Annotated in this window: 24 protein-coding genes; 11 read left to right on the forward strand and 13 right to left on the reverse strand. The window is 45.2% G+C overall.

Going from position 1 to position 19,231, the window contains the following annotated elements; translation table 11 throughout:
- The 6 genes from QUA99_RS08615 to acsF all read right to left on the reverse strand — a co-directional run bounded on the left by QUA99_RS08615 (window position 1) and on the right by acsF (window position 5,759).
- Window positions 1-636, reverse strand: a complete 636-nt coding sequence (locus QUA99_RS08615) for a 4Fe-4S single cluster domain-containing protein (RefSeq protein ID WP_333235737.1) — start codon at window positions 634-636, stop codon at window positions 1-3.
- Complete coding sequence (locus QUA99_RS08620) at window positions 633-1,448, reverse strand: radical SAM protein (protein ID WP_333235736.1); 816 nt, start codon at window positions 1,446-1,448, stop codon at window positions 633-635. The genes QUA99_RS08615 and QUA99_RS08620 overlap by 4 nt, the downstream gene beginning before the upstream one ends.
- Before the next feature lie 140 nt (window positions 1,449-1,588).
- Entirely contained in the window at window positions 1,589-2,419 is an 831-nt protein-coding gene (locus tag QUA99_RS08625) for a fatty acid desaturase (protein WP_333235735.1), read from the reverse strand.
- Window positions 2,420-2,428: 9 nt separating this feature from the next.
- Window positions 2,429-3,838 (reverse strand): oxygen-independent coproporphyrinogen III oxidase, encoded by a 1,410-nt coding sequence (gene hemN, locus QUA99_RS08630; protein ID WP_333235734.1) that lies wholly within the window; start codon window positions 3,836-3,838, stop codon window positions 2,429-2,431.
- 86 nt (window positions 3,839-3,924) lie between these two features.
- Complete coding sequence (locus tag QUA99_RS08635) at window positions 3,925-4,671, reverse strand: heme oxygenase (biliverdin-producing) (protein WP_333235733.1); 747 nt, start codon at window positions 4,669-4,671, stop codon at window positions 3,925-3,927.
- An 11-nt stretch (window positions 4,672-4,682) separates the two neighbouring features.
- The gene (gene acsF / locus QUA99_RS08640; RefSeq protein WP_333235732.1) at window positions 4,683-5,759 is read right to left on the reverse strand and encodes a magnesium-protoporphyrin IX monomethyl ester (oxidative) cyclase; all 1,077 of its coding nucleotides are present in this window, start codon (window positions 5,757-5,759) and stop codon (window positions 4,683-4,685) included.
- Between the two features lie 265 nt (window positions 5,760-6,024).
- Here acsF and QUA99_RS08645 point away from each other — a divergent pair, with 265 nt between their 5' ends.
- Complete coding sequence (locus QUA99_RS08645) at window positions 6,025-6,426, forward strand: helix-turn-helix domain-containing protein (RefSeq protein ID WP_333235731.1); 402 nt, start codon at window positions 6,025-6,027, stop codon at window positions 6,424-6,426.
- A 109-nt stretch (window positions 6,427-6,535) separates the two neighbouring features.
- On the opposite strand, the gene QUA99_RS08650 is transcribed toward QUA99_RS08645, so the two are convergent.
- The 7 genes from QUA99_RS08650 to QUA99_RS08680 all read right to left on the reverse strand — a co-directional run bounded on the left by QUA99_RS08650 (window position 6,536) and on the right by QUA99_RS08680 (window position 14,712).
- A complete protein-coding gene (locus tag QUA99_RS08650; RefSeq protein ID WP_333343225.1) occupies window positions 6,536-6,787 on the reverse strand; it encodes a hypothetical protein in 252 nt (83 codons plus the stop codon).
- A gap of 149 nt (window positions 6,788-6,936) precedes the next feature.
- Window positions 6,937-7,557, reverse strand: coding sequence for an RloB family protein (locus tag QUA99_RS08655; protein ID WP_333235729.1), 621 nt, complete (start codon window positions 7,555-7,557; stop codon window positions 6,937-6,939).
- 5 nt (window positions 7,558-7,562) lie between these two features.
- The gene (locus QUA99_RS08660) at window positions 7,563-8,960 is read right to left on the reverse strand and encodes an ATP/GTP-binding protein (RefSeq protein ID WP_333235728.1); all 1,398 of its coding nucleotides are present in this window, start codon (window positions 8,958-8,960) and stop codon (window positions 7,563-7,565) included.
- Window positions 8,961-9,146: 186 nt separating this feature from the next.
- Window positions 9,147-12,146 carry an aminomethyl-transferring glycine dehydrogenase gene (gene gcvP / locus QUA99_RS08665; RefSeq protein ID WP_333343224.1) on the reverse strand — a complete coding sequence of 1,000 codons (3,000 nt, stop codon included), beginning with the start codon at window positions 12,144-12,146 and terminating at the stop codon, window positions 9,147-9,149.
- A 343-nt stretch (window positions 12,147-12,489) separates the two neighbouring features.
- Entirely contained in the window at window positions 12,490-12,885 is a 396-nt protein-coding gene (gene gcvH, locus QUA99_RS08670) for a glycine cleavage system protein GcvH (RefSeq protein WP_333235727.1), read from the reverse strand.
- A gap of 143 nt (window positions 12,886-13,028) precedes the next feature.
- Complete coding sequence (gcvT, locus tag QUA99_RS08675; protein ID WP_333235725.1) at window positions 13,029-14,183, reverse strand: glycine cleavage system aminomethyltransferase GcvT; 1,155 nt, start codon at window positions 14,181-14,183, stop codon at window positions 13,029-13,031.
- Between the two features lie 298 nt (window positions 14,184-14,481).
- On the reverse strand, window positions 14,482-14,712 hold the full coding sequence (locus QUA99_RS08680; protein WP_333235724.1) for a hypothetical protein: 231 nt from the start codon (window positions 14,710-14,712) through the stop codon (window positions 14,482-14,484).
- A 166-nt stretch (window positions 14,713-14,878) separates the two neighbouring features.
- Here QUA99_RS08680 and QUA99_RS08685 point away from each other — a divergent pair, with 166 nt between their 5' ends.
- The 10 genes from QUA99_RS08685 to QUA99_RS08725 all read left to right on the forward strand — a co-directional run bounded on the left by QUA99_RS08685 (window position 14,879) and on the right by QUA99_RS08725 (window position 19,017).
- Entirely contained in the window at window positions 14,879-15,118 is a 240-nt protein-coding gene (locus QUA99_RS08685) for a hypothetical protein (RefSeq protein WP_333235723.1), read from the forward strand.
- 106 nt (window positions 15,119-15,224) lie between these two features.
- Window positions 15,225-15,593: a hypothetical protein gene (locus tag QUA99_RS08690; RefSeq protein ID WP_333235721.1), complete on the forward strand. Its 369-nt coding sequence runs from the start codon at window positions 15,225-15,227 to the stop codon at window positions 15,591-15,593.
- Complete coding sequence (locus tag QUA99_RS08695) at window positions 15,541-16,110, forward strand: hypothetical protein (RefSeq protein WP_333235720.1); 570 nt, start codon at window positions 15,541-15,543, stop codon at window positions 16,108-16,110. The genes QUA99_RS08690 and QUA99_RS08695 overlap by 53 nt, the downstream gene beginning before the upstream one ends.
- Before the next feature lie 601 nt (window positions 16,111-16,711).
- Window positions 16,712-16,924, forward strand: coding sequence for a hypothetical protein (locus tag QUA99_RS08700; RefSeq protein WP_333235719.1), 213 nt, complete (start codon window positions 16,712-16,714; stop codon window positions 16,922-16,924).
- Window positions 16,925-16,926: 2 nt separating this feature from the next.
- Window positions 16,927-17,181 carry a hypothetical protein gene (locus tag QUA99_RS08705; protein ID WP_333235717.1) on the forward strand — a complete coding sequence of 85 codons (255 nt, stop codon included), beginning with the start codon at window positions 16,927-16,929 and terminating at the stop codon, window positions 17,179-17,181.
- Between the two features lie 5 nt (window positions 17,182-17,186).
- The gene (locus tag QUA99_RS08710) at window positions 17,187-17,648 is read left to right on the forward strand and encodes a hypothetical protein (protein WP_333235715.1); all 462 of its coding nucleotides are present in this window, start codon (window positions 17,187-17,189) and stop codon (window positions 17,646-17,648) included.
- Window positions 17,635-18,075 (forward strand): GIY-YIG nuclease family protein, encoded by a 441-nt coding sequence (locus QUA99_RS33085; protein WP_445250992.1) that lies wholly within the window; start codon window positions 17,635-17,637, stop codon window positions 18,073-18,075. The genes QUA99_RS08710 and QUA99_RS33085 overlap by 14 nt, the downstream gene beginning before the upstream one ends.
- Window positions 18,076-18,077: 2 nt before the next feature.
- Window positions 18,078-18,431 carry a hypothetical protein gene (locus QUA99_RS08715; RefSeq protein ID WP_333235714.1) on the forward strand — a complete coding sequence of 118 codons (354 nt, stop codon included), beginning with the start codon at window positions 18,078-18,080 and terminating at the stop codon, window positions 18,429-18,431.
- Complete coding sequence (locus QUA99_RS08720) at window positions 18,432-18,659, forward strand: hypothetical protein (RefSeq protein ID WP_333235713.1); 228 nt, start codon at window positions 18,432-18,434, stop codon at window positions 18,657-18,659.
- Window positions 18,652-19,017: a hypothetical protein gene (locus QUA99_RS08725; protein WP_333235712.1), complete on the forward strand. Its 366-nt coding sequence runs from the start codon at window positions 18,652-18,654 to the stop codon at window positions 19,015-19,017. The genes QUA99_RS08720 and QUA99_RS08725 overlap by 8 nt, the downstream gene beginning before the upstream one ends.
- The last annotated feature ends 214 nt before the right edge of the window (window positions 19,018-19,231 follow it).

A 19,231-nucleotide genomic window follows, 5' to 3' on the forward strand; every position in this document is an offset into this window, starting at 1 on the left:
TCATAACTCCGACTCAGCCAGATTCATTTGACCCCGGTAGCCTGTGAAAATCCGACTGCCATCTTTGAGAATATGAATCTCAATCCGATCGCTCGCCCAAGTGAGTCGATTCCCAAAAGCAGGATTGAAAAGATGTACGCGCTGGTTGCTGGAAGAAACGAGAGAATCGGGTGAGTGGACTGCCAAAGACTGCACGTAGGCACCATCGATTAAAATATCGAGTTGTTCCAGCAACTCCTCAGCACCGGCGGGCCCCTGTTCCGATCGCAATTGTTCTAACGTGAAGCCAGTAAACGACATGACATTTAATCCCGCTGCTTTGACTTGGCGTGCCAAATCTGCCAAAGCAGGAACTTGCCAAAAAGGTTCTCCGCCCGAAAAAGTGACGCCTTGATTGCGAGGATTGCTGAGAATCTGCTGGACAAGGGCATCAACGCTGATTAGCCGATCGATCTCAAAAGACCAAGAAGCCGGATTAAAGCAGCCCGGACACTCCCGCAGACATCCTTGCACCCAGATGACGGCTCGACGACCCGGCCCATTCACTTCCGACTCGTCTACATATCCCATGATGTTGAGATAGCCAGGGAGAAATTCTAAAAGCTGAAAATATGGGTTTGTTTTCTGAGGTTTCATCGGTTCTTTGCCTCTTGTTTTAATAATGGGTAACGCACTGGAATTCCTGTGACACGTTCAATACGATCGCCAAAAACCTGTAGCACTTCAGGATGGACTTGCTTGAGTTGCCTTGTCGGATATAAACAGGCCTTGGGCGGATCGTTCCCTCGTGCTTCTAGCTGATGCGTCAGGGGGCAAAGTCGCGTCGGCGTGTTGAGTTGGATTTCGTCCGGTAATAATGCTTGCATCCGCCGGATGTACTCTGCCCGATCCTGTTCGTTCCAGTCGGTGAGTAGCATCGTCTGAATTGCCAGGTGTCCTGAATAGAGTTGGCGAAATTGAAGTAAACCGGCCCAAATGTCCTGGAGGTTGATGCTTGGCATGGGGCGATTGATGCGACAGAATGATTCAGCAGCAATGGCATCAACTTTGACAGCTACCCAATCGGCGATCGCCAGTTCGTCACACACGGCGCGATCGCCCAGCAAACTGCCGTTGGTCAATACCCCAACCGGCTTCCCGGTCATCTGCTTCGCCACAACCAGAATTTCGCCTAAATTCAGCGCCAGAGTTGGCTCACCGCTACCGCTGAGGGTGATGGTGTTCGCATCGCCGACAGGGAAGGATTGCAGATCCTGTTGAATTTTCTGAGTCGGGACAAAAACCTGGCGGTTGCAACTCTGGTGTTCAATCTCACCTAACTGGCAATACACACAGTTAAACGAGCAAGTAGAATCAGGCCCGATCGGATCGATCCCTAGCGATCGCCCAAAGCGCCAGGATTGCACTGGGCCGTAAACAGAAGTAAAGGGTGTAGTGACTGTAGACATCGCTTCAGCTCGAGCTCCTATATTTTTATTAGAACTTACGCACAAAACCCGGTTTCTCTGAAAAATCGTCGATATTCCTGTGAGATATTGACGCAGAAACCGGGTTTTTGGTCTCTCATGCGTAAATCCTGTTGGTGATTCTAAGGTGTGCCATTTTGAGTCGGTGGCATCACCACTTTTCGGGCAATACCCAATCTCTTTAACAGCCAAATTGCCCACCAGGTAGGATCGTACTCCCACCAGCGCCAGCCTGCTTTGGCCACGTTAGGATGGGCGTGGTGGTTATTGTGCCAACCTTCGCCGTAGGTGAGAATGGCCGCCCACCAAAGATTGCGGGAGTTGTCGTTTGTGTCAAAGGTACGGTATCCCCACAGGTGAGTGACCGAGTTAATAAACCAGGTGCTATGCCACAGTAAAACAGCTCGGACAAACATACCCCAGATGACAAATGACCATCCCCCCAGTGCATACAGCAGTAGCCCCAAGGGGATTTGCAGCAGCAAAAAGTTTCGATTCAGCCAGCAATAAAATCGATCGCGTGTCAGATCGGGGGCAAACCGCTGGTACTGTTCATAATCGAAGAATTCTGAATGCGGGTAGAAAATCCACAGCATATGGCTCCACCAGAACCCCCGACGGGCTGAGTAGGGATCTTTATCGATATCCTCGGTATAGGCGTGGTGTAGCCTATGACCCGCCACCCAGAAAATTGGCCCTCCTTGTAAAGCAGTGGCACCGATCAGGGCGATCGCATATTCCAGCCATTTAGGCACCTGAAAACTGCGATGGCTCAATAGGCGGTGATAGCCCAAACAAATGCCAATACTGCCAAATAACCAGTGCAAAAAGAGGGTCATCCCCAAGGCTGACCAGGAAAAGCACCAGGGGGCTAAGAGAGCGAGGGCATGAACAGTCGTGAAAAAGAAGACCGCAGTCCAATCCAGCGGAGCTCGAGTCGGAGTTGTTTGCATTACAAAATTTCAAATGGCTTTGGAAAAGGTTGTGGTTGTACGATCGCCTGTACGATCGCCGAGGTAAGCATCAAACACCGATGCAATATTCCGAATTAGCAAGCGCCCGATCGCAGTTACTTCAATCCCATCGCCCCAACGTTTGATTAACCCATCGGCTTCTAAGGCATCAAGTTGGGGCAAAACCCGAGCGAAATAGTCATTGAAATCGAGATCGAAACCGAGATGATATTTTTCTTCCAAATCTTGCACTGACAGTTGGAATTGACACATTAATTCCATGATTACCGTGCGCCGAATCAGATCGTCCTGGCTCAGTCGAACGCCTTTTTCGATTGCTAATTCACCCGCATCGATCGCCCGATAAAAGTCTTTCAATCGCTTGTGGTTTTGGGTATATACATCCTGCAACATACTGATGGAAGTCATGCCAAAGCCCAACAGATCCGATTCGGGCTTGGTTGTATACCCCTGAAAATTCCGATGTAGTTGCCCAGCTTGTTGCGCGATCGCTAGTTCATCATTGGGCTTGGCAAAGTGATCCATACCAATAAACACATAGCCATTTTGGGTCAGTTGGGCGATCGTACGTTGCATAATTTTCAGCTTTTCGCCAGCAGTCGGCAAAGCAGATTCCGGCATCCGTTTCTGAACCGGTTTGAGCCAGGGAACATAGGCAAAATTAAAGACGGCAATGCGATCGGGATTTAATTGCAAGGTCTTCTTTACCGTTTCTTGGAACGTTGCTTGTGTCTGGAAAGGTAAGCCGTAAATCAAATCTACATTGACACTTTCAAACCCAGCTTCCCGAATCCAATCCATCACATCAAACAACATCGCTTCGGGCTGCACCCGATTGATTGCTTCCTGCACGGTGGGATTAAAGTCTTGAATGCCAAAGCTAATCCGATTGAATCCTAATTGTCGCAAAAAGAGAATGTATTCGCGATCGATATAGCTAGGATTGACTTCGATCGATATTTCTGCAGCGTCATCGAACCGAAAATATCGATTTAACTGGTTCCAGAGACACTCTACCTGACTTCGATCGAGATAGTTGGGCGTGCCGCCTCCCCAGTGCAACTGATGCACCAGCCGATCGGCATCCACCAAACTGGCAACTTGGTGAATTTGGCGAGCGAGATAGCCTAAATAGGGTTCTGCTAACTCCTTGCGCTGGGTGATGATGGTATTGCAGCCGCAGAAATAACAGGGCGTTTCACAAAACGGAATGTGGCAGTAAAGCGATAAGGGGGTTTGTTTGTGATTCCCGACGGCGATCGCGGTTTTAAATGCGTTGCGATCGAAGTCAGTAGTTAATTCAGTGGCGGGTGGATAGCTGGTATAGCGGGGTAAAGGCTGGTTGTATGTATTCAACAATGCAGCATCAAATTCAACCGTTTGTGATAACTGTTTCATTAACTAATGTGTCCTTCTGTTGTTGTGTAAGTTCAGAGCCCCGGCATATTTTAGAGATACGATCGATCTTGTTTTCCTTGGGCGAGTTATTTCGCGACAGATTCTCGCTTGGCATGAGGGCTGCGGCCTTCTGTGCTACCGGGGCGATCTTGCCGAGTCAGCAAATCAAAGGTATGTTCTCCGATCGCAGCTTTTACATCGGCTTCGAGTTCGTGCATCACCTCCCGGTTGAGGGCAAATGCCGTATTTGCTTCTGCGACAATTCGCTCGATCGTGTCAGCATCCACCGGAAACTCATCAAAGGTTTGGCGATAGCGTTCCTTAAATACTCGCCTTGCTTCTGGTGTCGAGATTTGGGAAAATTCATAGAAATTTGTTCCTTGATCCGGCGGCAGAGACAACGCCGATCGAATTACGTTTTTCAAGCTTTGTCCGCCGGATAAATCACCCATGTAGCGGGTGTAGGCATGGGCAATCAGCAGGACTGGATCGGTTTTTGAGAGGCTTTGAATGCGATCGCGATACACGCAACCCGCTGGCGAAGCCGTAATTTCCTCCAGCCAATTTTCACCGTAATAAAAAGCTAGATCGCAAGCCAGATTCTCAGTGCGATTTAACTCGGGGAAATAGAGAGTCCCCATAATCGGGTGGTTGACATGGTTTTGCAAAGCCGTTTCTAGGGCGCTGTAAACAAAGTACAAATCGGCAAATAGTTTACGCAAAGGTTCCGGTTCCACAATGCCTTTGAGAAAGCATTTCATAAATGCCGTATTTTCGGCTGTGGTGTGGGATTGCATCGTGCCTTCTCGGAGGCGTGTCGATAGATTAGTCATGGCAATATCTCCTAATTAATCGCGGTTCTGGACGATTCAGCATTAATCGACGGCAGTAAATAAAGGCGCAACAACTGCCAGACGATCGCAGCAATCCAAGGTAATTTTTGGCAAAATTGGATGGCGGCAGGGCGCTGGTTACTTGAGATTTCTGCTAGCTTCTGATTGGCGATCGCGCATCGATCCAAACGGGGAAAGAATTCTGGATGGTGAGTATCTAAAATACTGGGAAACGCCCGTTTTGCCGTTTCATTGGTGTGATGAATCACCTGCTTGTTATATTCATCGGGGTCGATGCCGATCGAGTCATAAAATGTGGATCGTTCCAACACCGTCATAGTGTGGGTGGCAAACACCGTCAGTAGGAAAAAGCGCGCCCAGAGTCTTGCCTTCCAGTTATTCCAAAGCTGAGGCTGCGATCGCAACAAAGCCTTAAAGAAATCCCCATGCCGATTTTCGTCCTGACACCAATTCTCGAAGTAGCGAAACAGGGGATAAATTTGATGTTCGGGATGTTGTTCGAGATGGCGATACACCAAAATATAGCGCCAGTAGCCAATCTTTTCTGACAGATAAACCGTATAAATTACCCATTCAGGAGGGAAGAATGTGTAGGTACGATTTTTTGTTAAATAGCCCAGATCGAGAGACAACCCAAAATCGGCCATAGCCTTATTCAAGAAACCGGCATGGCGCGCTTCATCCCGTGCCAGTAGGTTAAAGGCTTCCGATAACAACGGTTGGCGATTCTTGAGTTTGCGGGAGAGTTCTTTGAACAACAGAAAACCCGAAAATTCCGAGGTACAGGAGCGCTCTAGAAAGTCAATAAATGCCTTTCGCGTTTCGCCATCAATGTTGTCCCAGGATTGCTCAAACTCCTGATTGCGGACAAAATGGTAGCGGTTATAGTCCGCGCGCAATTCTGCTACAACTGCTTCTAATTCCGCTTGTTGCCCGGACAGATCCAGTTCGGCAACGGCATCAAAATTGGTGGTGTAAAAGCGGGGGGTTAACAGGGTTTCTTGAACGGGTGCTTTAATGCCGGATGGCAGACCAGCAGACTCCGATTTACTAATTGAACTGACCATAGGAGTGGATGATTCAGGATTGATGACTGTCTAGCAATTGTTCCTTAATCCGCGATCGCCCACAAGTCAGTTACCAGTGCTATCCTATAGTTACTTGAGGTAAAGCATTGAAGCCAATAGGAGGCTTGAGCCATTTCTAAAGAAATATTAATTTTCGGGTTTTGCAGATCGAAAAAACGTTACAAACATTTTAGAAGTCCAACCCAGCTTGAGATTGCGATCGCGCAGTTATCTACCCCTGGAATATCCATTGTGAATGGAGTTTATGGTGGAACCCAGTCAGTGCATAGAAATTAAATGTCCGATTCAATTTGTGCTGGATTTGTTGGACAATAAATGGTCAATTTTGGTTCTACGCGAACTGTTTGGAGGCGCGAGGCGTACCCACGAATTACTCGCGGCACTTCCTGGCATCAGCACCAAAACCCTCACCCAACGCCTCCGAGAGTTGGAATCTCAAGGGTTAGTCGATCGGCGTGTTTATGCCGAGATTCCACCCCGTGTAGAATATTCCCTCACGCCCAAGGGTCGCCAAATTCAACCGGTGATGGCAGCCCTGCATCAAGTAGGATCGCAGTGGCTGGGACAGGAAAGTTGTATTTGTCCCCTAACACACTCGGATGCTGAGGACGATCGCATGGACGCTTCAGGTCTAATTTCAAATTAAAAATGTCAGAATTATTCATCTCTCTCTTCTCCTCAGTCTCCTCTGCGTCCTCTGCGGTTTAATCATTCCGGTTCTGGGAGGTGAATTCCGTGGGTTAAGTTAACTCCCGCTAAGAATTAGCCTTGGGAATAGCCACCAAAGTCATAGAATTAGCCGGGTATGTTGCCATAAAACCATATTTACATACTCTCAAGCCCCAGTTACCCGTGCTAATTTTATTTACACCGTAGATGTCGGGGCTGATGGAATGTCGATCGGCTGTAACATCAACAGACAAAGCCGGGCCGATAGTTTGGGCGATCGCCATTTTGATGTAAGCTGTTGCTGCCACTATCCCCAAAGCAGCCACAAAACCTAACAATAATATGATAATCCAACTCGATTTATTTTAGGGGGATCGCCACACAAATCCTGCATTCATTTGGATAAAGTCTGAAAACTGCTTGTGCGATCCAAAAATGTTAATTAAATTATCCTAATCTCTTATTCACATTATAGAAGATGTTGAAGTCAGCAGTCACTACCCAAGCTTTTCAGCAGAATCTCAACAAGTCTATACACATGGGTTCCTAGTGTTGGTGGCCAATCTTGCTGAGCACTTGGATGTAGATTTTTTGCTCGATTTACTGCATCTTTTGTCTTGGGCTTGTAAGCAGAGATATCCAGATTGCTACCATTGTAACTTCCTAAAATTATTCGTAGTCTTTTCTTGAATTCATCGCACTTGCAAGTCTGATCCTCCTGAGTATTAATATCTTCAAAGTGTAAAGTTAACCATACTTCAAAACAAGGATTGCTAATAGCTAAATAATAACCTCTTTGCCTAGCTTGACTACAGACAGAACTCAATTTTTTGTCCCCCCAACGATCCCTATCAGAAACCAGCCAAAGCATATCATCCTTACTTAGATCGTATCGTTCTTTGAATTTATCTAAACGTTCTAAAACATATTCAGGTGCAGACTTACCATCTTCTGTAGTTGCTAATATCTCGACTTTGATTCTGGTGCTCTTAAACATCCCAAAATATTGCTTTTCAGTTTCCTTACCTTCCGTAGCAACTATAAATAGTTTTGTATCTCTCCGGTCGTGTTCGCGATCTAATAATTTTGTTCGCTTAATTTTTGCCATTGCTATTACTTAGTTATCACGGATAGATCGGTTTCACAATTAAGCCAGCCTAAACTTTGTGGATTTCCAAAGAAGGGAATAGCTCCAAAACGTCCATTCAAATAACCTTTCTCAATTTTCAGATCTGGTCTCATTTTGAATTCGGCTAAAGAGTAAAGATTAGACACACCTTGTTCGCTCTTTTCAACAAACCAAATTTCATCCCGTCGGAGTAAATCTAAGTCTAGCAAATTGGTATCATGGGTTGTAAAAATGAGTTGGTTTTTTTTGTCTCTACAATTGATTGCTACTTGTACAAAATTCCGAGAAAGCAGAGGATGCAAACGTCTATCAAGTTCATCCAGAAAAATCACTTTTTCTTCTTCTTGCTTTAAAATAAAAAGAGCAGGAATCAAATTAATGAGACGTTGAGTTCCTTCTGATTCCTCTTCTATTGAAAAGTCAATAAATTCTCCCTCTTCACTGCGATGACGAGTTCTGAGTTGAATCAAGGTTAATTGACTCCGATCGTCCTTAAAGAGTAGAAATCTTGTACCTTCTAAGTTTTCAATCATTGCAATTGAATTTTTTTCTGCTTTATTCAGCTCTTGAATAAGATTATCTCTTAAAACTTTAGGCAGAGTTGGCAAGTGTCGCTCAAAATCCAACTCTACTTTCTCTGTTACTATTGAATCAATTCCTGTTCCTGCAAACTTCAGAAACTCACTGAGAAAGTCCGTAAATGATTCATCACTGAGTATACTAATTTCCAATGGTGTGTAATCTGCTTCTGCGGGAATAATAGTTAATACTTTTAGAAACCAGTCAAAAATATGTTGTAAAGAAGTAACATTTCGCTCAAGAGATTCTGTCAAAAAAAGTTGATTGGGGCGAGTTCCTTGTGCAATAAAATCGAGAAACTGTTGATGTTTCTTACTTCGACCTTTAAGTTTTAAACCATATTCTACTGTAGTTTCTTTTTTTGATGACGTGACCCGCTCAAAGTACATCACTTCCCGCTTTTTGCCCTGAGGGATTCCATAAAGCCATTCTTCAAAAATTTGCTCTCTATTTAATTTAAACCCGTAGGAGTATCGATCGCCTTGGTGCGTAAAAATAAACTCAAACTTGCTAGGTTGCTTACTATAATCACCCAGTTTGAATGGAGAAACAGGGATAGTTTGACTGGTGCGAGTTCCCTGTACAACTAAGTTTTTGGCAAAACTTATAGCCTCGATCAGATTTGACTTGCCTGCTGCGTTTGCTCCGTAGATTGCTCCAATTGGCAATATCGATCGCCCTTTTCCTGCTGCATCTTCAGCAAGGTGATCTATATGTTGTTGGTCACTATTAACTCCCACCATACTAAAAGTGACTTCATCCCTGAAGGATAAGAAATTTTGTATAGTAAGTTGAATTAACATTGTTTTTACCTATTAGGAGGCATTGGATTACACTACTTTCACCGATTATGGTAGCCTAAAACAGGTATTTAGGAGAAAAAATCTCCTAAATTACCTAGTTTTATGCAAAGTTCATCTATCTAGACGGAGATGTGGGGGATGCCAAGGGACTCTCAACTCAGAGCCAAACGAGATTTAGCATAAATTTCAGTCTTGACTGTAAGCCTCCATTGGCAAACAAGAACAGACAAAATTGCGATCGCCAAACGCATTATCTATCCTGCCCACCGCCGGCCAAAACTTATGTTCGCGAGTCCAAGGTGCCGGATAAGCCGCTTGCGCGCGAGTATAAGGACGATTCCACTCATCAACCATCAGAGATTCTGCGGTATGTGGCGCATTTTTCAAGACGTTATTTTGCGCGTCAACATTACCGTTTTCAATCTCCGCAATTTCCGATCGAATTGCCATCATTGCATCGCAAAAACGGTCTAATTCCTGCTTCGATTCGCTTTCCGTCGGTTCCACCATGACCGTACCAGCAACCGGCCAAGAAACCGTCGGCGCGTGATAGCCGTAATCCATCAACCGTTTAGCGATATCTTCGACTTCAATGCCTGCTGTCTTTTTGAGCGATCGCAAATCCAGAATACACTCGTGCGCCACCAAACCAGCTTTCCCTTTGTACAAAACCGGATAATAAGATGCTAACCGTTTTGCCATATAATTAGCATTAAGAATTGCTACTTTTGTCGCCTCAGTTAAACCCACTCCTCCCATCATCCGAATGTACATCCAAGAAATAGTCAAAATGCTAGCACTTCCCCAAGGTGCTGCGGAAACAGCACCAACTGATTGGGATATTTCGCCTTTAGGAAGGGAGGATTTGATGTTGCTCCCCCCCTTAGTAAGGGGGGGTTGGGGGGGGTAAGATTTTAATTCTTCATCAGTAGAAGGTAAGAAAGGCATCAAATGAGACATTACCCCAATAGGCCCCATACCAGGGCCGCCGCCGCCGTGGGGAATACAGAAAGTTTTGTGCAAATTCAAGTGACAAACATCAGCACCAAAATCACCGGGGCGGCACAAACCAACTTGAGCATTCATATTTGCGCCGTCCATATAAACTTGTCCGCCGCAGTTGTGGACAATCTCGCAAATATCTTTAATTTCTTCCTCAAAAACGCCGTGCGTTGATGGATATGTCACCATCAATGCCGCCAATTCATTTTTGTGCTTTTCGGCTTTTTTTCGCAAATCTGCGACATCAATATTGCCCTGGGAATCGCACTCGACAGCAACTACTTTCATCCCCGCCATCACCGCGCTAGCCGGATTTGTACCGTGGGCTGACTGGGGAATCAAACAGATATTTCGGTGAGATTCGCCTCGGTGTTCGTGGTATTGGCGAATAACTAACAAGCCCGCGTATTCGCCTTGGGAACCGGCGTTGGGCTGCAAAGAAATTCCCGCAAAACCGGTGATTTCTGCCAGCCACTGTTCGAGTTGCACGAACATCATTTGATAGCCGCGAGTTTGATCGCGGGGTGCAAAGGGATGTATCTTGCCAAATTCCGCCCAAGTCACCGGCACCATCTCCGCTGTTGCATTCAATTTCATTGTGCAAGAACCCAAGGGAATCATCGATGTATTTAGCGATAAGTCCTTGGCTTCTAAACGGTGCAAATAGCGCAAAAGTTCAGTTTCTGAATGGTAGCTGTTGAAAACTGGGTGGGCGAGATAGCTGCTGGTACGATCGCAAAAATCTGGTAAGGTCAAATAGGAACTCAATGCGTCTGCATCCAGCGGAATGTTGAGAGCATTCTCCCCGTCAGCCCTGATATAATCCTTATCCTGTGCAAAAATTTTCCACAAATCTTGCACATCTTCAGGGGTGACAGTTTCATCTAAAGTGATTCCCACTGTCGAATCATCAAAAACTCGCAGATTAATTTGGCGTTCTTTAGCAGCTTCTAGAAGTTCTGACAGCGGTTTGTCTCCCAATTCTACCCGCAAAGTATCGAAGAAAGGTTGAGAACCAATTTTGTATCCGAAACTTCTTAAACCGGATGCCAAAAGTGCTGTTAAACTCCATACTTTCTCAGCAATGTCTTTCAGTCCAGACGGGCCGTGATAAACAGCATACATACTCGCCATCACTGCCAGCAAAACTTGAGCAGTACAAATATTGCTGGTTGCTTTTTCGCGGCGGATGTGCTGTTCGCGAGTTTGCAAGGCCAAACGCAAAGCAGATTTGCCGTTGGCATCTTGAGAAACGCCGACGATTCTCCCGGGAACTTGCCGTTTAAACTCTTCTCGCGTGGCAAAATAGGCGGCGTGGGGTCCTCCGAATCCCATCGGCACTCCGAAGCGCTGAGTGCTTCCTACGGCTATATCCGCGCCGAATTCGCCGGGGGGTGTGAGCAAGCAAAGGCTCAAAATGTCGGCGGCTACTGTGACTAATGCGCCGACTTCGTGTGCCGATCGAATAAAATCCCTATAGTCGTAAATTGCGCCGTCTGTGGCGGGGTATTGCAGGAGAGCGCCGAAGATTGTACGATCGAACTCAAAGCTTTGATGGTCGCCGACAATTACCTCAATTCCCAACGGCTTAGCGCGAGTTTGCACCACTTCCACAGTTTGAGGGTGGCAATCCTGGGAAACAAAAAACGCTTTTGCCCCCTTTTTGCTGGCGCCGTAACTCACCGCCATCGCTTCCGCCGCCGCAGTCCCTTCATCCAGCAAAGAAGCGTTGGCAATTTCTAAACCCGTGAGGTCAATTATCATGGTTTGGAAGTTCAGTAAAGCTTCCAACCGCCCTTGAGCAATTTCGGCTTGGTAGGGAGTGTAAGCTGTATACCAGCCGGGATTTTCTAGGATATTCCGCTGGATGACGGGGGGAGTTATGCAGTCGTGATATCCAGTGCCGATGTACGATCGAAATACCTGATTTTTTGCAGCAATTTCTTTCAATTCTGCCAAAGCGCTGTACTCGCTTTGCGCTGCGGGAAGTTGTAGGGGTCCAGAAATGCGAATCGCCGCTGGAACCGTTTTGTCAATCAACTCATCGAGGCTGGAAATGCCCAAAAACTCGAGCATTTCCTGGATTTCGCTGGGTGTCGGGCCAATGTGCCGGCCCGCAAAACCATTGATGGATGAAAGGTTTTGCTGCTGGTTGGGTTCAAGTTGAGGGCTGTAGAGTACCAAGGCTGATTCTCCTGAATAGACTTTTGCTTCTTTGTTTGTAACATTTTGCAAAGGAAGAAGGGAGATTTTCTCCGTCTATCAAAGTCCAACAGGAGTTTCAACTCCTGTCTCATATCGTTTCCGGTTGCACCGGAATTATGAGTGCAACCGGAAACGATATGATATCATGTCCGCTCGATTACCCCTAATACGGTAGGGGCGGGTTCACGAAAAATATCTGCCAATAATTGACAATCTTAAAAACCCGCCCTTTTAATCGCGGTCACTCGATCGGAAACGATATGAACCCCTGGCGGATTGTGGAGGAATCAACGAGCCCTAGCCCCAAATTCCCAATCAAAACTCAAGACTGATCCGCTTCGGCGACCAGTGCACGGTATTTCTCGGCAGACATAGCGTCATCGAGTTCGCTGGGATTGTCAACGCGCATTTTCACCAGCCACCCATCGCAGTAAGAGTCCTGCCCCGCAACTTCAGGATCGTCTACAATGCCATCATTGCGTTCTACCACAGTGCCGGTAACGGGTGCGTATAAGGTTTCAACTGCTTTCACTGACTCGATTGAACCGAATTCATCGCCCTTTTCCAGCTTTGTACCGACCTCTGGCAATTCCACAAATACGATATCACCTAATTGATTCGCGGCAAACTCAGTGATGCCGATCGTGGCTATGTCGCCTTCGAGTCGGATGTATTCGTGGGTGTCTAGGTATTTCAAGTCATTTGGGTATTCTGCCATGTCTTTTCTCGCAATAAACAAAGTATCAAGTAAATTTTATTCAATAATGCACCCTACAACTTGGTGAAATTTTGCGGAAATTCGTAAAGTGCGTCAGTCAGAGTTTTTCGATGGGAGGCGAAGATGATTTGAGCTGACTCACCCTACAAGTTAGGTCGATTGGGCGATCGATAAAATGGTTTTTTTACCACACTAGCCTGATAGTTTTGGCCGCGAATTTCGACTTCTAACTGCTGACCGATTTTAGCTAATTTTGCCGGAACAACCGCCAGGGCTACTGCCCGATTCAAAGTAGGCGATAATGTACCGCTAGTAACTTCTCCTACAGTTTCGCCTTCAAATATTACCGGATAGCCGTGGCGCGCAATGTGCCGCCCCTGCATTTCTAACCCTACCAAGCGCTTCGACACTCCATTTGCTTTCTGCTGTTCCAAAACCTCGCGCCCAATAAAATCGCCTTTGGTGTCCAGGTGAACAACCCAACCCAATCCCGCTTCTAAAGGCGTAGTATGGTAATCGATATCTTGACCGTAAAGAGCCATTGCTGCTTCTAGACGCAAAGTATCTCTCGCACCCAAGCCGCAGGGTACAACGCCAGCAGTTAACAGTTTTTGCCAGAGTTCTTTTCCAACTTCGGCATCGACCATAATTTCAAATCCATCCTCTCCGGTGTAACCTGTTCTGGCGATAAAACTCGGCTGTCCCAACAGGTTTGTTTCTAAGTGACCGAAAGCCTTAATTTGTGCGAGGGTGTCGGCCACAAAAGGCTGGAGAAAATTAACAGCTTCTGGTCCTTGAATTGCGATCAAAACTTTGTTTTTGGAGATGTCTGCAAAACTAACTCCGCTCAACTCTAAGTGGGCGGCAATCCAAGCTTTATCTCTGATGCGAGTGGCGGCGTTGACAATGATTACTGCCCGTTCTTCGCTAGTAGTGGCATCGGGTTCTTGGCAGTAGAAAATAATGTCGTCTAAGATGCAGCCTTTGGCATTTAGCAAGACTGTATATTGAGCTTGACCGGGTTGCAATCGGCTCAAATCAGAGGGTACTAAGGATTGAAATTTTTCTCTTACTTGTTTCCCTCTCAAACCAAATTTGCCCATGTGGGAAATGTCGAACATTCCTGCTTGCTGGCGTACTGCTTGATGTTCGCTGCTGATGCCTGCGTACTGCACCGCCATCTCCCACCCGGAAAAGGGCACCATCCGAGCTTTGAGTTCTAATGATAGGTCGTATAGAGGCGTGCGGGCAAGTTGGCTCGTCCTCTCTGGATTGCTGGGTTCAGTTGACTTGGCCACAGGTAGCGCTTTGGTTGCGGGTAGAATGTTTTGATTTTACCAAAAATTGAGTTCGCATTTTTGGACGATCGACTTGGGGATAAATCGTCGATAAGTAAGTCCACCTGAAAAAACAGAATACCGATATTCCCGAGTTCTGTAAGAAGTCGAGTATTTAACATCTATCGCTGTTTGCGTTTTTTTAATGGAGAATAGCGGGCTCGAACCGCTGACCCCTACAATGCCATTGTGTGTCAAATATGGTTGAAATCCTTAATAAATATAGGGTTGAGGCATAGTCAATAATTGGTATATTAATTTAATCGCTTTTTTCAGATTCTTTAGATTCTTCAGATTCTTTATCTTGGACAGCTTCCCGTTCCTCCAGCCATTCGATCAGTGCCATGCGGACGATCGATGCCAGTGACTGATTCGGTTCGATCGCCTGAGCTCTAAGCCGATCGCGCAATCCGCCCACATCAAAGGTAAGGCGATCGCGAGAATCCCTACTTTTTCCTTTAATCTTTTCTGTAACGTCTTCTGTGCTCATTTTTTTAGCATATTCTATGAGCGCAACAAATCTTAGATTAAAGTTCTAAATTCTCTTGACATAACATCATTTGGATGTTACAGTGCAAAAACGCCTGGTAAACGTGTGTCACCACATTTACCAGACTTTCCACCAATGCCGCCACACGGCACTAGGAGACAGAATTATGTTACAGCAACAGCACCTGCTTAAACAGCATTTGCAATCACATCAGATTGTGGTTGAGCGTTCTTGCAACCCCCCCAGCATCGTTACAGGTTTTGGCAAGACTCCTCAAGAAGCAGTACAACAAGTCCTTGATAATGCAAGGGCTTATGGTTATTGGGATGTAACAATGGCTTATCCAAAAGCTCAAGCCCCAAGCGAACCAGGAACTGAAAAAGGAAGCCCACGGGACGATCGATAAGACGATGGCGGTTCGCGCCCCGCAAGCTACGATAATTTTTTTTTGAGTGCCGATGAGCTACTGGAAAGACAGCCCCAGCTATCCCTAAAGTAGCTCATACAAAGACATGAAACGCCGAAAGACAATAACAGCGCAAGTTACGGAAGAATCGGGTAGGCGCAATTTCTGGACGCGATCGGAGTTAAGGGCAGAACTGGGCAAGATTTCCAACAAAACGAATAAGCCAATGGCAGAAGCAACTTTTAAACGAAGATTGGCACTGCTTGAGGAAGAATGCCCAGAAATTGAGCGATCGCTTTATAGTCGCAAATTCTCAGATTTCTCGAAATGGTGTCTGGTTCAGCTAGAGGAAATCTTCTTGATCTGCGATCGAGATATCGACAAAACCCGCAATTACTTACAAAACATAGGAATCAACACAGATGAGTATTTCAAGAATCGAACTCAAAGCTCAACTCGGTCTGGGCAAAGTTAGCGACATCACCAATGTCCGAAAAGCTCTGGGTCAGAGAGATTGGCAAAACTCTCAGGTTGTAGACGCTGATGCTCTCGAAGTGACTGAATACTACCGACTGGTACGAGAACAAATGATGTCGCCAGCAGACGCACTGTTACAAATAGCTGGCAAACGGACAGGCACCGCAGCGGAAGCTCAAAATGATGATATTGACGAGACTGCGGTTGACCATAGTGAACACCGCGACGCGGAAGAAGAAACCAATGGAATGGTACTTGCTATTCGATCGATCACTCAAGAAGCCAGCTTAGCAATGACTGATGTTGCTGATGCAGCATCTGAGCAAATAGTTGATACTTTTTGCATTGCCCTGGGCGCAAATGTAGTGGACAAACTTCAAAATAGAGCAGCTAAAGTTCGAGCGAATTTTGGTTCGATCACTCAATCTGTTCGATCGACTCCTTTAGATTTGCGTGGCGGGAGTTTACCGGGAAAAAAACAGGAATCGAAACAGATTACTGGACTTTGGGGCTAATCGAATCTTGTAGAGAACTAGCTGAAGCTTATAGCGATCGCCTAGTTCTGGAGCATCAAGCTAGGCAAGCTCACAGAGAACAACTATTCACTGCTTTAGTTATCTATGCGAGCTTGCGTTCCCCTTCCTGTTCCTGTTCTTGTTCTTGTTCCTGTTTCTGTACCAAGAAATCTACACCTCAATCTAGACAAGAGGAAAGAGCAATGATTCAGTGGTTACTTTCGATTTTTACCGCTCCCGCCAATCCCTATCCTGTGAGTTCAGCTTCAGTATTTATGACGGGGGTTTGCTAAATGCTAGTCCCTATCACATCTAGAAAAATATTTGACTGGCACAGTCAGCAAAAAGTTTACGTCTACAGTGCTGATAAAAAGTGTTTGGAATTGTGCCGAGTTATCGATTTGAACTTGTGTACAGGTGATATGACACGATTTGTAGAGCCTGTTGATGAAAATCTACAACTGTGCCAGCCACGAAAAAGAATTTTACCGCCGAACTGTGTAGGAAGCAGAGAATGCCCTTATCCCGAAACCTGTTACAGGTTGGAGACAGATCAGCAGAACTATGAATGTACATTCCCGTCTCAAGATGATATGGAACTATGGAACTAACGGCTGATATGCAAGCCATTCTCGATTTCCTGAAAGGTTTTGAAGTAGGCAGTACAGCAGAAATTGCTTTCTGTACTTTAATCGCAGAATGGCGAGTAGAAATTGATGTTCAAGATATGGCAGATGAAGGCTTGATACGGATTTCAAAGGATAGTGCAAGCAATACGATCGCAAGAATTGTTAATCACAGCAAGGATTATTAACGATGAATGACCAATCGGCAGATTCAACACCAACAAGTAATAATTCTGAACCTGGATATCCTTGGATGAGTAGAGCTATCCCAGCATTGATGGTTGGTTTCGGTGCGCTCTGTTATCAAAGCGGGTATCAAGAAGCTCTGAAACAAACACCTCCGACGATCGTTCAGGGCAGTCAAACAGTCAATAACACCACAGTTTATCAAATTGCTCCTTCAGTAGGCATTGGCAGCAACAATAACCGTCAAACAGTCGAGTAATCATCATGGTAAAAATACTGACAAGCATGACTTATGACGAGCTTCAAGCTGAACGTGATGCGAACGAATTGCTCAAAAATAAGCTCAAAGCTCAAATAGGAAAAGTGACTGATACAAAAGCTTCTTTGAAATTAAGTCAAGAACTTTTGAAGCTATCGCAACGCAACGAAAAACTGGCAGAACGACAAGTGGTTTTGATGCGTAGAGTTAAAAAAACGATGGCGCGTTCGCGCCCCGCAAGCTACGAGATGTCGCAGCCCGAACTCGAAGCCGAAATCGCACAGAATAAAATCACTTTCGCCAAACTTGAAGATGATTTGAAATCCAGCGACTTTGACACGCGGTGTAATGCTACTCAAGAAATACGAACTTTGACACCACGACATAAGGCATTATGTAGTCAACAAGTCGCACTTTTATCTCATTCGATCGCCATTTTGAAGGCACAAATGAATGCGAAATCCTAAAGCAACTCTAATTCTTAGACACCAACGGCAACCTAAAAAACCCAAACCTAAGAGGAAAAGTGAATATGTCCCTGGGTTTAATTACATCTTTCAAGACGGTAATCTTTGCAAAGTTGGTTTGAGTGAAACACCAAAAACACGCCGATATTTTCTATCACAAGAATACCAAACAAACTTAGAAATTAGGGCGATCGTGTTCACAATGAACATGAGACTGACAGAAAAAATGATGCACAAAATCTTTGAGGGTAGCCACCAATTGCGAACTAAAGGATTAGATGGCTACACTGAATGGTTTCAGGTGAATCCTTGGAGAGTTCTAAGGATGCAAGTCACGTTATTTCTTCTCTGTTGGTTCGTTAATTTTGGTTACTTAGTTATTACAATTTTGGTTTTGATGCTTTTTTGCTCTCTACTTTTTAGATAATTATGCTCAGAGAATTGCTGCAACTACTTCCGAGTCTGTTCGTTTCTAAGAAGACGATCGCTCAGTTTTCCACAGAACTGATAAATAAAGGTTACCAAAACTTTAATCCTGATGCTCAACATTTACTGCCAGATTGCTATTTCTATGCAGGATTGCAAATTCAAGTCAAGCCTTTCTCTGCATATTCAACATTTTTGGGACAAGAACTCAATTACTGGGATTGGTTAGTCTATGACGGGTTTGGCAAAGTATTGTTAAAAACTGGGGTTGCAGATACTAGAGATGAAGGTGTTGCTCTAGCTCAAACTTGGGTAGTAGATTTTTTAGATGGCAAAATTGTACAGGAGAATAAATAGATGTTTGATTGGTTATTCGGAACAGTAAAAGTAGCGAATCAATATTCTCGAAAAGTTTACGTTAACAGCAGCCGTCACCCAACCAAAGTTTTTACAATTTACGGCGACACTGAAGTCTGTGCGATTCGGGCAATGAAAGAAGTCGAGCTTCAGCTCCCCAAACCGGAACCGGGAGAAACAGTCGAAATCAAAACTTATCTAGGACGGCAAGGGGAACGAAATGCGTAAGAATTTTAAACCAATACTGAGTCTGTTACCAGATTCGATCGTTCTCTCATTCACCAAACAGTTGTTAATCTACTTAAAACTTAGAGGTGCAATCACAGAATGGGTGATAGATCCACCAATATCAGATGAATATGAACATTGTGGATTGATTATTCGTTTGAGATGCTTTCACATTGATGGAGAGGAACGCTGGAGCGAACAATGGAACTGGTATGTCTACGACGGTATGTATCGGTTTCTTGATCAAGGCATGACCTACGACTCTGCTTCCTCCCTCCTAGAAGCCAAAAAGTGGATTAACGATTTTATGGAGTATGACGATGAAGAATTGGAGGAGGTAAGCAATAATGTTAGATAAATTTTTGAATTTGTTGTCCGATCGTACCGTCAGCAACTTAGCTATGAAACTCTTGCTTAATCTCCAAAGAAGAGGCGTTATAGAATCTGACTCTGATGCTGAATAATACGAACATTTAGGCTTAGTAATTACGCTTAAATCGGTTGAGTTAAACACAAAAGTGAATTGGTGTGTGTACGATCGACTAAAACAAGGAGTTGCTTACAACACAGAA

The sequence above is a fragment of the Microcoleus sp. F10-B2 genome, assembly GCF_036704965.1.
Taxonomy (GTDB): Bacteria; Cyanobacteriota; Cyanobacteriia; order Cyanobacteriales; family Microcoleaceae; genus Microcoleus.

What these genes read in the sequence shown, in the direction of transcription:
- hemN (WP_333235734.1), bottom strand. Translation starts at nt 3,838, where the DNA reads ATGAAACAGTTATCACAAACGGTTGAATTTGATGCTGCATTGTTGAAT.
- QUA99_RS08690 (WP_333235721.1), top strand. Translation starts at nt 15,225, where the DNA reads ATGAAACGCCGAAAGACAATAACAGCGCAAGTTACGGAAGAATCGGGT.
- QUA99_RS08625 (WP_333235735.1), bottom strand. Translation starts at nt 2,419, where the DNA reads ATGCAAACAACTCCGACTCGAGCTCCGCTGGATTGGACTGCGGTCTTC.
- QUA99_RS08720 (WP_333235713.1), top strand. Translation starts at nt 18,432, where the DNA reads ATGTTTGATTGGTTATTCGGAACAGTAAAAGTAGCGAATCAATATTCT.
- QUA99_RS08680 (WP_333235724.1), bottom strand. Translation starts at nt 14,712, where the DNA reads ATGAGCACAGAAGACGTTACAGAAAAGATTAAAGGAAAAAGTAGGGAT.
- QUA99_RS08705 (WP_333235717.1), top strand. Translation starts at nt 16,927, where the DNA reads ATGAATGACCAATCGGCAGATTCAACACCAACAAGTAATAATTCTGAA.
- QUA99_RS08695 (WP_333235720.1), top strand. Translation starts at nt 15,541, where the DNA reads ATGAGTATTTCAAGAATCGAACTCAAAGCTCAACTCGGTCTGGGCAAA.
- gcvH (WP_333235727.1), bottom strand. Translation starts at nt 12,885, where the DNA reads ATGGCAGAATACCCAAATGACTTGAAATACCTAGACACCCACGAATAC.
- QUA99_RS08700 (WP_333235719.1), top strand. Translation starts at nt 16,712, where the DNA reads ATGGAACTAACGGCTGATATGCAAGCCATTCTCGATTTCCTGAAAGGT.
- QUA99_RS08620 (WP_333235736.1), bottom strand. Translation starts at nt 1,448, where the DNA reads ATGTCTACAGTCACTACACCCTTTACTTCTGTTTACGGCCCAGTGCAA.
- QUA99_RS08715 (WP_333235714.1), top strand. Translation starts at nt 18,078, where the DNA reads ATGCTCAGAGAATTGCTGCAACTACTTCCGAGTCTGTTCGTTTCTAAG.
- QUA99_RS08655 (WP_333235729.1), bottom strand. Translation starts at nt 7,557, where the DNA reads ATGGCAAAAATTAAGCGAACAAAATTATTAGATCGCGAACACGACCGG.
- QUA99_RS08645 (WP_333235731.1), top strand. Translation starts at nt 6,025, where the DNA reads ATGGTGGAACCCAGTCAGTGCATAGAAATTAAATGTCCGATTCAATTT.
- QUA99_RS33085 (WP_445250992.1), top strand. Translation starts at nt 17,635, where the DNA reads ATGCGAAATCCTAAAGCAACTCTAATTCTTAGACACCAACGGCAACCT.
- QUA99_RS08725 (WP_333235712.1), top strand. Translation starts at nt 18,652, where the DNA reads ATGCGTAAGAATTTTAAACCAATACTGAGTCTGTTACCAGATTCGATC.
- QUA99_RS08685 (WP_333235723.1), top strand. Translation starts at nt 14,879, where the DNA reads ATGTTACAGCAACAGCACCTGCTTAAACAGCATTTGCAATCACATCAG.
- acsF (WP_333235732.1), bottom strand. Translation starts at nt 5,759, where the DNA reads ATGGTCAGTTCAATTAGTAAATCGGAGTCTGCTGGTCTGCCATCCGGC.
- QUA99_RS08660 (WP_333235728.1), bottom strand. Translation starts at nt 8,960, where the DNA reads ATGTTAATTCAACTTACTATACAAAATTTCTTATCCTTCAGGGATGAA.
- QUA99_RS08710 (WP_333235715.1), top strand. Translation starts at nt 17,187, where the DNA reads ATGGTAAAAATACTGACAAGCATGACTTATGACGAGCTTCAAGCTGAA.
- QUA99_RS08615 (WP_333235737.1), bottom strand. Translation starts at nt 636, where the DNA reads ATGAAACCTCAGAAAACAAACCCATATTTTCAGCTTTTAGAATTTCTC.
- QUA99_RS08635 (WP_333235733.1), bottom strand. Translation starts at nt 4,671, where the DNA reads ATGACTAATCTATCGACACGCCTCCGAGAAGGCACGATGCAATCCCAC.